17 protein-coding genes are annotated in these 14965 nt (G+C 38.3%); 14 read left to right on the forward strand and 3 right to left on the reverse strand.

Annotation, left to right across the window (positions count from 1 at the left end):
- Positions 1–4 precede the first annotated feature (4 nt).
- The 11 genes from LOK41_RS17765 (at position 5) to LOK41_RS17815 (ending at position 8566) form a co-directional block, all read left to right on the forward strand.
- A complete protein-coding gene (locus LOK41_RS17765; RefSeq protein WP_001171217.1) occupies positions 5–229 on the forward strand; it encodes an AtpZ/AtpI family protein in 225 nt (74 codons plus the stop codon).
- On the forward strand, positions 229–621 hold the full coding sequence (locus tag LOK41_RS17770; RefSeq protein ID WP_000567602.1) for an ATP synthase subunit I: 393 nt from the start codon (positions 229–231) through the stop codon (positions 619–621). Before LOK41_RS17765 ends, LOK41_RS17770 begins: the two co-directional genes overlap by 1 nt.
- Positions 622–628: 7 nt before the next feature.
- Positions 629–1348: a F0F1 ATP synthase subunit A gene (gene atpB / locus LOK41_RS17775; RefSeq protein ID WP_174100469.1), complete on the forward strand. Its 720-nt coding sequence runs from the start codon at positions 629–631 to the stop codon at positions 1346–1348.
- Between the two features lie 61 nt (positions 1349–1409).
- A complete protein-coding gene (gene atpE, locus LOK41_RS17780) occupies positions 1410–1628 on the forward strand; it encodes a F0F1 ATP synthase subunit C (protein WP_000052064.1) in 219 nt (72 codons plus the stop codon).
- Between the two features lie 127 nt (positions 1629–1755).
- Positions 1756–2262, forward strand: a complete 507-nt coding sequence (atpF, locus tag LOK41_RS17785; protein ID WP_241817659.1) for a F0F1 ATP synthase subunit B — start codon at positions 1756–1758, stop codon at positions 2260–2262.
- On the forward strand, positions 2259–2801 hold the full coding sequence (locus tag LOK41_RS17790; protein WP_000064098.1) for a F0F1 ATP synthase subunit delta: 543 nt from the start codon (positions 2259–2261) through the stop codon (positions 2799–2801). Before atpF ends, LOK41_RS17790 begins: the two co-directional genes overlap by 4 nt.
- An 11-nt stretch (positions 2802–2812) precedes the next feature.
- Positions 2813–4324, forward strand: a complete 1512-nt coding sequence (atpA, locus tag LOK41_RS17795; protein ID WP_241817660.1) for a F0F1 ATP synthase subunit alpha — start codon at positions 2813–2815, stop codon at positions 4322–4324.
- A 212-nt stretch (positions 4325–4536) separates the two neighbouring features.
- Entirely contained in the window at positions 4537–5397 is an 861-nt protein-coding gene (gene atpG, locus LOK41_RS17800) for a F0F1 ATP synthase subunit gamma (RefSeq protein ID WP_174100467.1), read from the forward strand.
- A gap of 237 nt (positions 5398–5634) precedes the next feature.
- Entirely contained in the window at positions 5635–7029 is a 1395-nt protein-coding gene (gene atpD, locus LOK41_RS17805) for a F0F1 ATP synthase subunit beta (protein ID WP_174100466.1), read from the forward strand.
- Positions 7030–7049: 20 nt separating this feature from the next.
- Positions 7050–7451: a F0F1 ATP synthase subunit epsilon gene (gene atpC, locus LOK41_RS17810; RefSeq protein WP_174100465.1), complete on the forward strand. Its 402-nt coding sequence runs from the start codon at positions 7050–7052 to the stop codon at positions 7449–7451.
- 326 nt (positions 7452–7777) lie between these two features.
- Positions 7778–8566 carry a DUF975 family protein gene (locus LOK41_RS17815; protein WP_241817661.1) on the forward strand — a complete coding sequence of 263 codons (789 nt, stop codon included), beginning with the start codon at positions 7778–7780 and terminating at the stop codon, positions 8564–8566.
- A 71-nt stretch (positions 8567–8637) separates the two neighbouring features.
- Here LOK41_RS17815 and LOK41_RS17820 read toward each other — a convergent pair whose 3' ends face one another.
- From LOK41_RS17820 to LOK41_RS17830, 3 genes are all read right to left on the reverse strand, one after another.
- Positions 8638–9327 carry an IS3 family transposase gene (locus tag LOK41_RS17820; protein ID WP_241817662.1) on the reverse strand — a complete coding sequence of 230 codons (690 nt, stop codon included), beginning with the start codon at positions 9325–9327 and terminating at the stop codon, positions 8638–8640.
- Positions 9312–9632, reverse strand: coding sequence for a hypothetical protein (locus tag LOK41_RS17825; protein WP_241817663.1), 321 nt, complete (start codon positions 9630–9632; stop codon positions 9312–9314). The genes LOK41_RS17820 and LOK41_RS17825 overlap by 16 nt, the downstream gene beginning before the upstream one ends.
- A 91-nt stretch (positions 9633–9723) precedes the next feature.
- Positions 9724–12399: a putative bifunctional diguanylate cyclase/phosphodiesterase gene (locus LOK41_RS17830; RefSeq protein ID WP_241817664.1), complete on the reverse strand. Its 2676-nt coding sequence runs from the start codon at positions 12397–12399 to the stop codon at positions 9724–9726.
- Between the two features lie 429 nt (positions 12400–12828).
- Here LOK41_RS17830 and LOK41_RS17835 point away from each other — a divergent pair, with 429 nt between their 5' ends.
- From LOK41_RS17835 to LOK41_RS17845, 3 genes are read left to right on the forward strand one after another with little or no spacing between them, the layout of a single operon-like run.
- Entirely contained in the window at positions 12829–13197 is a 369-nt protein-coding gene (locus LOK41_RS17835) for an NADH-quinone oxidoreductase subunit A (RefSeq protein ID WP_174100462.1), read from the forward strand.
- Entirely contained in the window at positions 13188–13706 is a 519-nt protein-coding gene (gene nuoB / locus LOK41_RS17840) for an NADH-quinone oxidoreductase subunit NuoB (protein WP_017153544.1), read from the forward strand. The genes LOK41_RS17835 and nuoB overlap by 10 nt, the downstream gene beginning before the upstream one ends.
- Positions 13703–14962, forward strand: coding sequence for an NADH-quinone oxidoreductase subunit C (locus LOK41_RS17845; RefSeq protein ID WP_241817665.1), 1260 nt, complete (start codon positions 13703–13705; stop codon positions 14960–14962). The genes nuoB and LOK41_RS17845 overlap by 4 nt, the downstream gene beginning before the upstream one ends.
- Positions 14963–14965 lie beyond the last annotated feature (3 nt).

Below are 14965 nucleotides of genomic sequence, written 5' to 3' on the forward strand. Positions count from 1 at the left end.
ATCCTTGCAAAAAAACGATCGCAACCCGGTAAAAGCTTATGCTTTAATGTCAGGTATTCTTGCTCAGCTAGTCGGTTCCATTCTTGTTGGGATTTTTGGTGGGCAATGGATTGATAGCAAGGTTGGAACGTTTCCGTTGTTTCTCATTATAGGCTTATTGCTAGGGTTAGGAACAGGGATTTACGCAATGATTCGACTCATTCGACATTACTATTCGGGAGAGCAATGATGATAGACGTACATGGACTTGTCCAAAGACAAAAGAAATATATGTACTACTTGCTTGCGCTTCTAGTGCTAGGATGGGGATTTACCTCTTACAAGGATGTATTTCTTGGGCTGATTATCGGAACGATTTTCAGTTTTCTTAGTTTGCGCATCATTGCACGTAGAACAGACAAGCTATTAGATCGCGTTACCAATGGAGAAAACGTGAAATTTAAAGCGACGGCTGTTAGTACATATTCGAGGTTTGCCACGATTGGGTTATTAATTTTATTTGCAGCGAAATATCAGCATTTAATTGCGATGTGGAGCTTAGGTGTAGGATTGCTGACAGGATACCTTGTCATGATCATAGATTTTCTTTATTTAGAGTATAAGAGCAGGGAAGAGAGGTGAATTACTAGTGGAACACGGTAAATTAGTTGAATTTCTAGGTTTAACGTTCGATTTATCCTCAGTCATGATGGTTACTGTTGCAGCACTTATTGTTTTCATAATCGCTGTTATCGGGACTCGTAGCTTAGCTCTTCGTCCAACAGGAATGCAAAACTTCTTTGAATGGATTTTAGACTTCGTGAAAGGGATCATTAACAGTACGATGGACTGGAAAACAGGTGGACGCTTCTTAACGCTCGGCGTTACGCTTATGATGTTTATTTTCGTATCAAACATGCTCGGTCTACCATTCATGTACTCAACAACTGAGGCTGGCGAACACATTGCATGGTGGAGATCGCCAACGTCTGACCCAGCAGTTACATTAACATTAGCCGTGATGGTAGTTACCCTCACCCATTATTATGGAATTAAGATGAAGGGTACGAAAGAATACTTAAAAGGTTATTTCCAACCTATGAAATTCTTATTCCCATTAAAGGTTATTGAAGAATTTGCTAACACATTGACGTTAGGTCTTCGTCTATTCGGTAACATCTATGCAGGTGAGATTTTATTAGGATTACTTGCTAAATTAGGTGGAGCTACAGTACTTGGAGCATTGGGTGCTATTGTGCCAATGTTAGCGTGGATGGGATTCAGTGTATTCGTTGGTTCAATCCAAGCGTTTATCTTTACAATGTTAACAATGGTTTATATGGCTCATAAAGTAAGTCATGACCATTAATATACTTTAATAAGTAAGTAAAAAAATCTATTTTTTTATAATACAAAGGAGGACAAATTAAATGAGTTTAGGTGTAATCGCAGCTGCAATTGCAATTGGTTTATCAGCATTAGGTGCAGGTATTGGTAACGGTCTTATCGTATCACGTACAATCGAGGGTGTTGCTCGTCAACCAGAATTAAAAGGCGCACTTCAAACAATTATGTTCATCGGGGTTGCATTAGTTGAGGCACTTCCAATCATCGGTGTAGTTATTGCATTCATCGTAATGAACAAATAAGGGAGACTCCCCTTACATAGATGGCGAAGAGTGTTTTTAGACTTTCTTCGCCATTGCTTTATGAACGAAATGTATGTCTTTTTTTTTCATATGGTCAAATTAGATATCTCGAAGGGAGTGAATCCTTGTGCCAACTTTAATTTTAGGAGCTGCCATTCCATTTGGAACAATCGCTTATACATTGCTAGTTTTCCTAATTTTATTAGTAATGCTACGTAAATTTGCTTGGGGTCCTTTAATGGGAATTATGAAGGAACGTGAAGAGCATGTTGCTAATGAAATCGACGCTGCAGAACAAAACAATGCAGAGGCGAAGAAGTTAGTAGAAGAACAACGTGAAATGTTAAAACAATCACGTGTTGAAGCACAAGAGTTAATCGAAAGAGCGAAAAAGCAAGCTGAAGATCAAAAAGATGGTATTGTTGCTGCTGCTAAAGAAGAAGCAGAATCAATTAAAGCATCTGCAGTACAAGAAATTCAACGCGAAAAAGAGCAAGCAATTGCTGCTCTGCAAGAACAAGTCGCTTCTTTATCTGTTCAAATTGCTTCTAAAGTAATTGAAAAAGAATTAAAAGAAGAAGATCAAGTGAAATTAATTCGCGATTATATTAAAGAAGTAGGAGAAGCGCGATGAGCAATGAGATTGTAGCAAAACGTTATGCTGTCGCTCTTTTTCAAATTGCAAAAGAAAAACACGTATTAGAAATGTTTGAAGAGGAATTACGCCTTGTACAAAACGTTTTTGTAAAAAACGGAGAACTACATAGCTTTTTAACACAACCAAACATTTCAAAGGAGCAGAAAAAAACGTTCCTTTCTAACGTATTCTCTTCTGTTTCTGAATCAATTTTAAATACGTTATATATTTTAATTGATAACAAACGCATTGAAATTCTACCTGAAATTGCAAATGAATATGTCGTTCTTGCTAATGAAGAACGTAACGTAGCAGATGCAACTGTATACTCAGTTCGTCTTCTATCAGAAGAGGAAAAGCTTAACATTGCAGAATCATTTGCAAAGAGAACAGGAAAAGATGCAATTCGTATTAAAAATGTTGTAGATGAAGATTTACTAGGCGGCATTAAAGTACGCATCGGAAATCGCATTTATGATGGTAGTTTACAAGGAAAGTTAGCACGTATTCAGCGTGAACTTATGAAGAATAGATAGGGGTGAAGCACATGAGCATCAGAGCTGAAGAAATTAGCGCACTGATAAAGCAACAAATCGAGAACTATCAGTCTGAAATCGAAGTTAGTGATGTTGGTACAGTTATCCAAGTTGGTGACGGTATCGCACGTGCTCATGGTCTTGATAACGTTATGGCTGGTGAACTTGTAGAGTTCTCTAACGGCGTTATGGGACTAGCACAAAACTTAGAGGAAAACAACGTAGGTATTATTATTTTAGGACCTTACACAGAAATCCGTGAAGGTGACGAAGTTCGTCGTACTGGTCGCATCATGCAAGTGCCAGTAGGGGAAGAACTAATTGGTCGTGTTGTAAACCCATTAGGTCAACCAGTAGATGGTTTAGGCCCAATCAATACAACAAAAACTCGTCCAATCGAAAGTCCAGCACCAGGTGTAATGGATCGTAAATCTGTTCATGAGCCACTTCAAACAGGTATTAAAGCGATCGATGCTCTTGTACCAATTGGTCGTGGTCAACGTGAGTTAATCATCGGTGACCGTCAAACAGGTAAAACGGCAGTTGCACTTGATACAATCATTAATCAAAAAGATGAAGATATGATTTGTATCTACGTTGCAATTGGACAAAAAGAATCTACAGTACGTAACGTAGTAGAAACACTGCGTAAGTACGGTGCATTAGAGTACACAATCGTTGTAACTGCATCAGCTTCTCAACCAGCTCCATTATTATACTTAGCTCCTTATGCTGGTGTAACAATGGGTGAAGAGTTTATGTACAACGGAAAACACGTATTAGTAGTATATGATGACTTATCAAAACAAGCAGCTGCTTACCGTGAGCTGTCATTACTATTACGTCGTCCTCCAGGTCGTGAAGCATATCCAGGGGATGTATTCTACTTACACTCTCGTTTACTAGAACGTGCAGCAAAATTAAGCGATGCAAAAGGCGGCGGTTCTTTAACGGCTCTACCTTTCATCGAAACACAAGCAGGGGACGTATCAGCTTACATCCCAACAAACGTAATCTCTATCACAGATGGACAAATCTTCTTACAATCTGACTTATTCTTCTCTGGCGTACGTCCAGCAATCGATGCAGGTACTTCAGTATCTCGTGTTGGTGGATCTGCCCAGATTAAAGCGATGAGTAAAGTATCAGGTACACTTCGTCTTGACCTTGCATCTTACCGTGAGTTAGAAGCGTTCGCTCAGTTCGGTTCTGACCTTGATAAAGCAACACAAGCGAAATTAAACCGTGGTGCTCGTACAGTTGAAGTATTAAAACAAGGATTACACAAACCACTGCGAGTAGAGAAACAAGTTATCATTCTTTACGCTCTAACACGTGGATTCCTAGATGATATCCCAGTAGTAGATATCACTCGTTTTGAAGAAGAATTCCATGCTTGGTTAGATTCAAATGCAGCTGACTTATTAAGCGAAATTCGCACAACGAAAAAACTTGCGGATGACGACAAATTCGCAGCAGCAATTAACGGATTTAAGAAAGTATTCGTAGCTTCTGAACAATAAAAAGCGGAAGCGGCTCGTGCCGCTGAAACTAGATGATATAAATAGGCAACTCCTACAGGGATTGCTGACGGTTATGTAAAGGAAAAGAGTAGGTGCACCTATTCTTTTCCTTCAATCATGAGCAAGAAGATCTTGCAACGTAGATTAGAAAGATGAACGAAAGTGATTCTTACTAATCGTGCCAACTTCCGGAAAAAAGGTGGTGAAAACCTGTGGCATCTTTACGCGATATAAAAGCGAAAATTAACTCGACTAAGAAAACGAGTCAAATTACGAAAGCGATGGAGATGGTATCTGCATCGAAATTAAACCGTGCAGAACAAAATGCTAAATCTTTCGTTCCGTATATGGAAAAGATTCAAGAAGTAGTAGCGAGTATTGCGCAAGGTAGCAAAGGAATTAATCATCCAATGCTAACAGCACGCCCTGTAAAACGTACAGGATACATCGTTATTACATCTGATCGTGGACTAGCAGGTGGTTATAACAGTAACGTATTACGTACGGTAAGTAACGTAATTCGTGAACGTCATAATATGGATTCAAACCAATATTCAATTATTGTGCTTGGACGACTAGGACGTGATTATTTAAAACGTCGTGGCTTTAACATCATTGATGAAGTAGTTGGATTATCCGATCACCCATCATTTACAGATATTAAAGACCTTGCTTCTCGAGCAATTGCGATGTTCGCAGATGGTGCTTATGATGAACTGTATATTTACTACAACCATTTTGTAAGTAAAATTTCACAAGAAGTAACGGAAAATAAAATTTTACCGCTTACGGACGTGACGTCTGACAAACCGACGACAGCTTATGAATTCGAACCTTCTGAAGAAGATATCTTAAAAGTATTATTGCCACAATACGCAGAAAGCTTAGTGTACGGTGCATTACTAGATGGTAAAGCAAGTGAACACGCAGCGCGTATGACAGCAATGAAGAGTGCTACAGACAACGCAATGGAAGTTATCGATTCACTTACACTTTCATTCAACCGTGCTCGACAAGCAGCGATTACGCAAGAAATTACAGAAATCGTTGGTGGAGCGGCAGCGTTAGAATAGTAATATAAGGCGGAAGCGGCTCGTTCAGAATGGGAGGGGGATGGAGCTTCAGACGTAGAGGCGTTCTGTGCCTCGCAGGAAGAAGCGAAGCCACCGAGCATTCTAGCCGCTGGAGCTAGATTCATAAAAAGCGGAAGCGGCTCTTTCGGAAGAGCCGCCTAAGTTAAACTAATAAAAAAATGAAAGCCGACTCTCATAGAAAGCTGGCTAATTTAAAGAAAGCTAGGAGGGAACCCGATGAATAAAGGGCGCGTTACGCAAATCATGGGTCCGGTTGTAGACGTTAAGTTTGACGGCGGAAAGCTACCTGAAATCTACAATGCCCTTAGAATTAAACAAGACGCAGTTAACTTAACTTTAGAAGTGGCGCTTCACTTAGGTGATGACACAGTTCGTACGGTTGCGATGTCTTCTACAGATGGACTTGTTCGTGGTACAGAAGTAGAAGATACTGGTAAACCAATTTCTGTTCCAGTTGGTGATGCAACACTTGGTCGTGTATTTAACGTATTAGGTGATGCAATTGACTTAGATGGTGAAGTTCCTGCGGATGTACGCCGTGATCCAATTCACCGTCAAGCACCTGCGTTCGAAGAGTTATCTACGAAAGTAGAAATTCTTGAAACTGGTATTAAAGTAGTAGACTTACTTGCTCCTTACATTAAAGGTGGTAAAATCGGTCTATTCGGTGGTGCCGGTGTAGGTAAAACAGTATTAATCCAGGAGTTAATTAACAACATCGCACAAGAGCACGGTGGTATTTCTGTATTCGCTGGTGTAGGTGAGCGTACTCGTGAAGGTAACGACTTATACCACGAAATGAGCGATTCTGGCGTAATCAAGAAAACAGCGATGGTATTCGGACAAATGAACGAGCCACCTGGTGCACGTCAACGTGTTGCATTAACAGGATTAACAATGGCTGAACATTTCCGTGATGAGCAAGGACAAGACGTACTATTGTTCATCGATAACATCTTCCGTTTCACGCAAGCGGGTTCTGAAGTATCTGCCCTTCTTGGTCGTATGCCATCTGCGGTAGGTTACCAACCAACACTTGCAACAGAAATGGGTCAATTACAAGAACGTATTACATCTACAAATAAAGGGTCTATCACGTCTATCCAAGCGGTATATGTACCAGCCGATGACTACACTGACCCAGCACCAGCTACAACGTTCGCTCACTTAGATGCAACAACAAACTTAGAGCGTCGTTTAACACAAATGGGTATTTACCCAGCGGTAGATCCATTAGCATCTACATCTCGTGCGCTTTCTCCAGAAATCGTAGGAGACGAGCATTACGAAGTAGCGCGTCAAGTGCAGCAAACACTTCAACGTTATAAAGAACTTCAAGATATCATCGCTATCTTAGGTATGGATGAGTTATCTGAAGAAGATAAGTTAGTTGTACATCGCGCTCGTCGCATTCAATTCTTCTTATCACAAAACTTCCACGTAGCGGAGCAGTTTACAGGTCAAAAAGGTTCTTATGTACCTGTAAAAGAAACAGTTCGTGGTTTCAAAGAAATTCTAGAAGGTAAATACGATGACCTTCCAGAAGATGCATTCCGTCTTGTTGGTAGCATTGAAGAAGTTATTGAAAACGCGAAGAAAATGATGGCGTAAGGCCTTAGGAGGGACGAATTATGAAGACATTTCCAGTCAGTATTGTAACTCCTGATGGACCGGTTTACGAAAAAGAAGTAGAAATGGTAAGTGTAAAAGCAGAGAGTGGAGAAATGGGGATCTTACCAGGTCACATTCCAACTGTTGCACCATTAAAAATTAGTGCAGTTCGTCTGAAAAATGGTGGACACACTGATTATGTAGCAGTAAGCGGTGGCTTTATCGAAGTTCGTCCAGATAAAGTAACAGTATTAGCTCCATCTGCTGAGGAAGCAAACCATATCGATATCCATCGTGCAAATGAAGCGAAGCGTCGCGCTGAGCAACGTATGCAAGATAAACAAGCACATGTTGACTTTAGACGTGCAGAAATGGCACTACAACGTGCTGTGAACCGTTTGAACGTTTCCGATATGAAATAAAAAAATCCGTAAAGGTTCATTCCTTTACGGATTTTTTTGTTTTTCCGTTTTATCCTGCATTAACGGGCAGTAATATTCCCACCTCAAAATTCGGCGGGAGTACAGAAGTTAGGTGGGAGATAAACTGCCCGTAAAAGCCCGATTGGTTCAACTAATAATCAGTGGGGGATGAAAAAAACCCCACTGATTAAAGTTTCACTTTATCTCTCTGCCTAATATATATCATAAAAACTTTCCAAAAATGGTATAATTATTATATTTCTACCTGAAGTAGAGTATGCAAGGAATTGTAATTTGACAGCTTTGAGGAAAGAGGAGATGAGAAAGTGATTAGTGAAATGAAACGAGAAGCGTTACAATCGTTAAAAGGAAAATGGGGGCTTGGTGTTGGTTCTACTATTTTATATGTCATTTTAAGTTATGTTATATCAACAATTGCAACATTTATTGTCATCATTCCTGCTGTTATTTTATTTTTATCAGTTGGTGATTCTATCAACTTTTTTGAGAGAGAAACAGCGACAGCAGGCTTTATTGTTACGGTGATTATTCTTTATGCTCTTATGGCAATTGTGAGCCTTGGTTCATATGGCATTACATCATATGGTTACACGAATGTATCGCTAAATATTAGTAGAAGACAAGGTGCTACAATAGATGCTTTATTTGAAGGATTTCGTGGTTTCAAAAGAATGATGAATACTGTAAAAGCGATGATTTTAATCTGTTTATATTCTGGAATTTGGATTCCTATGGTGCTAATGGTTATCGTTGGCTTGTTAGGGGAAGAGGGGAAAGGCGCTGGTGAAGGATCGGCTATTGCCTTTTTTGTATTATTATTTATTTCATTTATTGTCATTATTATTTCATATTTTTCGTATGCAATGACATATTACGTGATGATTGATCATCCAAAATATGGGGCTTTACAAGCGATGAAAGTAAGTAAAGAAATCATGAAAGGGCATAAAATGGACTTATTCCTTTTATGGCTTAGCTTTATCGGTTGGGCGATACTAGCGCTCATTCCTTTTGGGCTTGGATTTCTTTGGCTTTCTCCATACTTGAGTACAACAACAGCACATTTTTATCAAAATATATCAGAAGAAAGATAGTGTGCACCTAAATTTAGGGGTATAATGAAATAACTGGTATATCGATATAATAATATCGTTTGTAGGTTTTCTTATTCTATTACGGCATTATCATGATAGTTTCCTTTACGGGACATGCTTGTGGTAATGCCATTTTCTTTAGATAACGTTTGGAAAGCGTAGGAGGTATATACGGCCCCTTGATCACTATGTAGTATAATTTCAGCTTCTTTTTGTGATTTTATCGCCTTCTCAACTGTTTTTAAGACGAGTGTTACGTCTTGTCTGTTACTTATTTCATACGCAATGATTTCATTGTTATATAAATCCATAATACTTGATAAATACAACATCTCTGTACCAAATGGCAAATATGTAATATCTGTAACCCATTTTTCATTTGGTTTGGTAGCTTGAAAGTTTCGATTTAAGAGATTCTCTACAACAAGCCTACTTTCTCCATTGATCCAGGTTCTTCTCTTTCTTTTAACCCTACATTGTAAACTTTTCTTTTGCATTATTTTTTGTACGGTTTTTCGATTTAAGTGATAATTATATTTTCGTTTCAATAAAGCAGTAACTTTTCGATGTCCATATCGAAAGTGATTTGTCATACAAATTGTCAAAATAGCCTGTTCTAATTTTGCTTCCTTTATATCTTTCGCTTTATTTTTCCATCGATAATAAGTAGAACGAGGTATACCAATTAATATACATATCTCTTTAATGGAGTACTCATTTTTCATCAACTCCACTAATTCTACAACTACTTTTTTAACCAACTCCTCTCGATTTCGTGGTACTTTTTTAAAATGTCTATTTGCATTTTTAATTTTCGATTCTCTATCTGAAGTTTCTCTATTTCAGTTATGCCTTCTTCACTAGCCTTTTGTAGCGTACTTTGTTTTCCTACAGGGCGACTAAAACGATACGTTTCACCTTCACGATGCCACCTCATCCAAGTTTTAATCTGTGCTTTATTTTTAATTCCTAATTGATCCATAATTTCTTTGTTTGTGTACCCTTGTTTTTTCAGCTCGATTGTTTTCCATTTAATTTCTTCTGAATAAGATTTTCTCGTTCCCATAAAAGAAACACCTCCGTATATTCGTATTTAAATTAAATACGGTATAAGAGGTGTTTTTTCCTTGTCTTATTTCATTGGGTCACTTCACAAATCAATTGTTCATACTGGGTGTTTTTTGTAAAAATTTCATGAATTGTTTCCCGCTTAATGGTTTGCTAAAGTAATAGCCTTGCATATATTTACAACCATTATTTTGCAAGAATTGGAGTTGTTCTTTTGTTTCAATTCCTTCTGCAACAACAGAGAACTTTAATGTATTGGCAAGTGAAAGAATCGTTGATACAATCGCTTTTTCTTCTTCACGATGTTCAGCCATTTGTGTAAATTCTCTTGGTATTTTTAATGTATCAATTGGGTAAAGAGATAGATAGGCAAGTGATGAGTAGCCTGTACCAAAGTCATCGATTGATATTTGAATTCCGTATTCTTTTAATTGTTTTAGCTTTAATAAAGTTTCTTCTTCATCTATCATTGCGATTCGTTCCGTTAATTCAAGTGTTAAAAATTTTGGTTCTAAGTTTGTTTCTTGCAATATATTTAGAATTACATCAATTAAGTTATCCTGCTGAAATTCTTTTGCTGATAAATTAACACTCATGTTTAAATCGCAATAACCGAATCTATGCCACGCTTGTAGTTGTTGACAAGCTTGTTTTAACATCCAGTGACTGAGTGGGATCATTTGTATCGTTTCTTCCGCTATTGGAATGAACTCGCACGGAGAGATTATTCCTAGTTCCGGATGTTGCCAACGAATTAACGCCTCTGCACCAATTATCTTTTTTGTGACGACATCAATTTGTGGTTGGTAGACGATAAAGAATTCATGATTTGCTAAAGCAAGCGGTAAGTCTTTTTCAATTCTAGCTCTTCGCTCCATCTTCTCATATAGTTCTTTCGTATAAAAAGAGCTGCCATTTTTTCCTTTATGTTTTGTTTCATACATCGCCATATCAGCGTGCTGCAAAATAGACATTGCATCTTCACCATCTTCTGGATAGATAGCGATACCGATACTTGGTGAGATTTGCAGTAGATGATTTTCAATTTCAAATGGTTCATTTATCGACGATAAAATGTTATCTGCAATTCTTTGTACTTCATAATCTTCCCCATAGTCTTCTATGAGAAGTGTAAACTCATCTCCAGCAAGCCGTGCTATCTTCACATTTGGTTTCGAAATTTGTTGCAATCGTTTTGCGACAGCAATTAAGAGAAGGTCTCCTACCCGATGTCCAAGGGTATCATTTATAATTTTAAAGCGATCTAAGTCAAGAAACATAACTGCAAAGGAACCCTTTTCTTTTTTTGCTCTTATAATGGCAGATTCAAGGTATTCCTGGAAAGCACGGCGATTTGCTAGTTCAGTTAATGTATCATGATATGCTAGGAAGTTAATTTGCTTTTGTTGCCGTTTACTTTCCGTAATGTCTTTAATCATTAAATAAATCCCTGTAATATCCTCTTTAAAAACAATAGGAACAGCTGTAACGTGTAAATAATAAATGTCTCTGTTTTTATGGTATGCTCGTATATCTAAAGAAATAGAATATCCTTGTTTTACATGACGAAAAGCATCAATTACTTTTTGGGAGTCCTTTTCATAAAAAAGAGAATGGCAAGGCTTTAGTAATAGCTCATTTGTTTGATAGCCAAGCAATGTAGTTCCGGCATTATTGACATTTAAAAAATTTTCGTATAAATCTAATGTGAAAATCGGATCTGGATGATGTTCATATAAAGATTTAAACATTTGCTTGCTTTGAAACAATTTATTTTTTTGGTCTACTAAATCTTCTGTACGCAATTCGATTTGTTTTTCTAGTTCTAGACTGAAATGTAGTTGTTGTAGTAAAAGCATTTTATTTTGTCTTCGTACTAGCAGGTGGCGAAGTAATACGAAGGAAAATGTGATGATAAAACCAACAACTAAAACAGGAGAAAAGGTATGTTCTACTAATATAAAAGTAATAAGTGTAATAACAGATATATACGGTAATGATAAACGAATTGTTTCACCAGATTTAGGTGTTAATAATGCTTGGCTAGGTTTCTTTGTTACATTTGTATGAATGAGACATGCAAATGTAACCATTATTAACAAAGCTTGATAAAATGGTGCAATAATAAACATAGAGTATTCAGGTTTAACATATTTAATGTATGCATAAACCGAATCTAGAACGGCATAAAAAATAAGAGCACTACTAAGCAGCGTAGCAATCTGTTTTGACATCAATGATAGCGGACGGAATAATAAGTTAATTCCTATTAATACAAATACTAAATCCGCCATTGGATACATAAGTAAAACAAATGGAGCTATAGGAGACATTGTATTTGTATGAATAACATTCGAAATAAAAAGGTAATAGCATATTGTAAATAAAGCCGTGACAATGATGCAAACATCACATAAGGTAAAGAGTTTTTCCCACGTTGTACTTTCATACATCACTGTATAGAAGAATGCTACTATGTAGCTAATTAAAAATAATAAATAAAAGGCATCAGACGGATCAACAAATGTATAATATTCATGCAAAATGAAGCGTTGATAAGCAACGATGATATCACCGATAAAATAAAATATCGAACCTATTGTTAGTAATATCCAAATTCTAAAAGAATGCCCTTTTTTATTGCGTGAAAAATAGAGTAAATAACTACAAATTATAATGTCGAGCGAAATGGTTGTTAAGCTTGTGATCATTTGAAATGGAATAGAGTATTTTGAATAAAAAAGTAACCCTATATAGTGAATCATAAGGTATAACAATAAGGATCCTATAAGGATGGTTAAATGTATATGGTTTTTTGTTTTCACTAAATTCACCCGCGATATAGACGAGTATAAATCGTCTTTTTCTATTTTCTTGAGGGAATTGCTTGATACGCATATGCAGTTTCCATATTTTATTTTACACATTTATAACAAATTGTAAAAATGAGGGGAGAATTGAGTAGGTATTAAACTGGTTAAAATGACTGTAAATCAAGTAGTATGAGGAGAAGTTTCATCCTATGTTACTTGGTTTTTCTTTTTCCCAATATATCGACATAGGAATTTGAAGTTTGCTATAATGGGATTAATAGTCGCATTATTTAGAAAAATTTAAAAATAATAAATAGTGCAGCTTAGTCATATTGTTTACTAAGTGAATTTGTTCTTAATTTAGGGGGGGAGGGTTTCAGGGTGGCGAACGTATATGAAAATAGTTATATGATTGTTGGGATCTTTTTACTATTGGGCATATTGCTGCCGATAGTGGCTCTTACGTTAGGGAAGTTGCTGCGCCCACATAAACCAAGTGCAGCGAAGGCAACGACGTACGAAAGCGGAATTGAACCTTATCATGATGCAAATGTCCGTTTTCATGCTCGTTATTATATTTTTGCATTATTGTTTGTCATTTTTGATGTGGAAACCGTATTTTTATATCCGTGGGCCGTTGCGTATGACAAGCTTGGTTTGTTCGCACTTGTCGAAATGTTAATATTTGTGATTATGTTACTTGTTGGTTTGGCGTATGCTTGGAAAAAGAAGGTGTTACAATGGCTATAAATTTCGAAGAGTTACATCCACAGGAACGGGCGGAATTAGAGAGAAACATCTTTTTTACAACATTAGAGCAGGTGAAGGGATGGGCGCGTAGTAATTCTTTATGGCCAATGACATTTGGACTGGCATGTTGTGCGATTGAAATGATGGGAGTTGGTTCATCCCATTATGATTTAGACCGGTTTGGATCATTTTTTCGGACATCACCGAGGCAATCAGATGTCATGATTGTTTCAGGAACAGTGACAAAGAAAATGGCACCAATTGTGCGTCGTTTATACGATCAAATGCCAGAACCGAAATGGGTTATTGCGATGGGGTCCTGTGCAACGGCAGGTGGTCCATATGTGAACTCGTACGCTGTTGTGAAAGGAGTGGACCAAATCGTACCGGTAGATGTGTACATTCCAGGGTGTCCCCCGAACCCGGCTGCTTTAATTTATGGGATTAATAAATTAAAAGAGAAGATTCGTTACGAAGCAAAGACTGGAAAGCAGGTGACGAATAGATGAGTGATCCGAATAAAGAGATAGAAGATATGAAAAAAGCGGCCGCAAGACATGCGAAAGAAGAAGCCCGGAAACGGCTAGCTGCTAAACATGAGGCGGAAATGTCTGAAACTGGGGTACAAGAAGAAGAAAAAGAGAAAGCGCTACCAAAGGAGGGTGAGATTAGTATAGAGGAAGCAAAAAGCCGCGCCGCAGAGGCAGCCAAAGCAAAAGCGGCAGCGTTAGCGAAGCAAAAAGCGTCAGAAGGTGTGGCGGTATCGGAAGAGGAAAAAGCGAAAGCGAAGGCAAAAGCAGCGGCGGCAGCCAAAGCAAAAGCAGCAGCGTTAGCGAAGCAAAAAGCGTCAGAGGGCGTGGCGGTATCGGAAGAGGAAAAAGCAAAAGCGAAGGCAAAAGCAGCGGCGGCAGCCAAGGCAAAAGCGGCAGCGTTAGCGAAGCAAAAAGCGTCAGAGGGCGTGGCGGTATCGGAAGAGGCAAAAGCGAAAGCGAAGGCAAAAGCAGCGGCGGCAGCCAAGGCAAAAGCGACAGCGTTAGCGAAGCAGAAAGCGTCAGAGGGCGTGACTGTATCGGAAGAGGAAAAAGCGAAAGCGAAGGCAAAAGCTGTTGCAGCGGCAAAAGCAAAAGCGGCAGCGTTAGCAAAACAGAAAGAAAAAGAAGGCGGAGCACCAGCTGACGATGAAAAGGCGAAGGCAATCGCAGCGGCGAAAGCAAAGGCAGCAGCAGCTGCCAAGGCAAAAATTGCTGTAGACAAGAAAGAAGAAGAGCCGAAGCAAGAGGAACCATCACCGAATCAACCATATTTGGATGCTTATGTAGAGATTATTAAGGAGAAAATGGGTGAACATTCATTAGAAGATTATTATATTAATAAACTTTCAAAGGATGTGCCAACGCTTGTTGTTAAGCTGGAAAGCTACTATGAAGTAATGGAATTATTGCGAGGTCATGAAGGACTTGCCTTTGATTATATGTCGGAGTTGCATGCGACGGACTTTGTTACACATATGGAAGTGTATGTTCACTTATTTTCATATGGTAAGAGACAATCTGTCGCAGTGAAGGCGAATATGGATAGGGAGGCGCCGCGGGTAGCATCGATTGCACCGTTATGGCGCGGTGCGGACTGGCCGGAGCGAGAAGCGTATGATCTGCTTGGTGTTATTTTTGAAGGACATCCAAATTTAACACGTATTTTAATGCCAGATGATTGGGTTGGTCATCCGCTTCGTAAAGATTATGAGCCGCTGGATGAAGGGGTGTGAGAA

Source organism: Bacillus sp. TL12 (assembly GCF_022625245.1).
Classification (GTDB): domain Bacteria; phylum Bacillota; class Bacilli; order Bacillales; family Bacillaceae_G; genus Bacillus_A.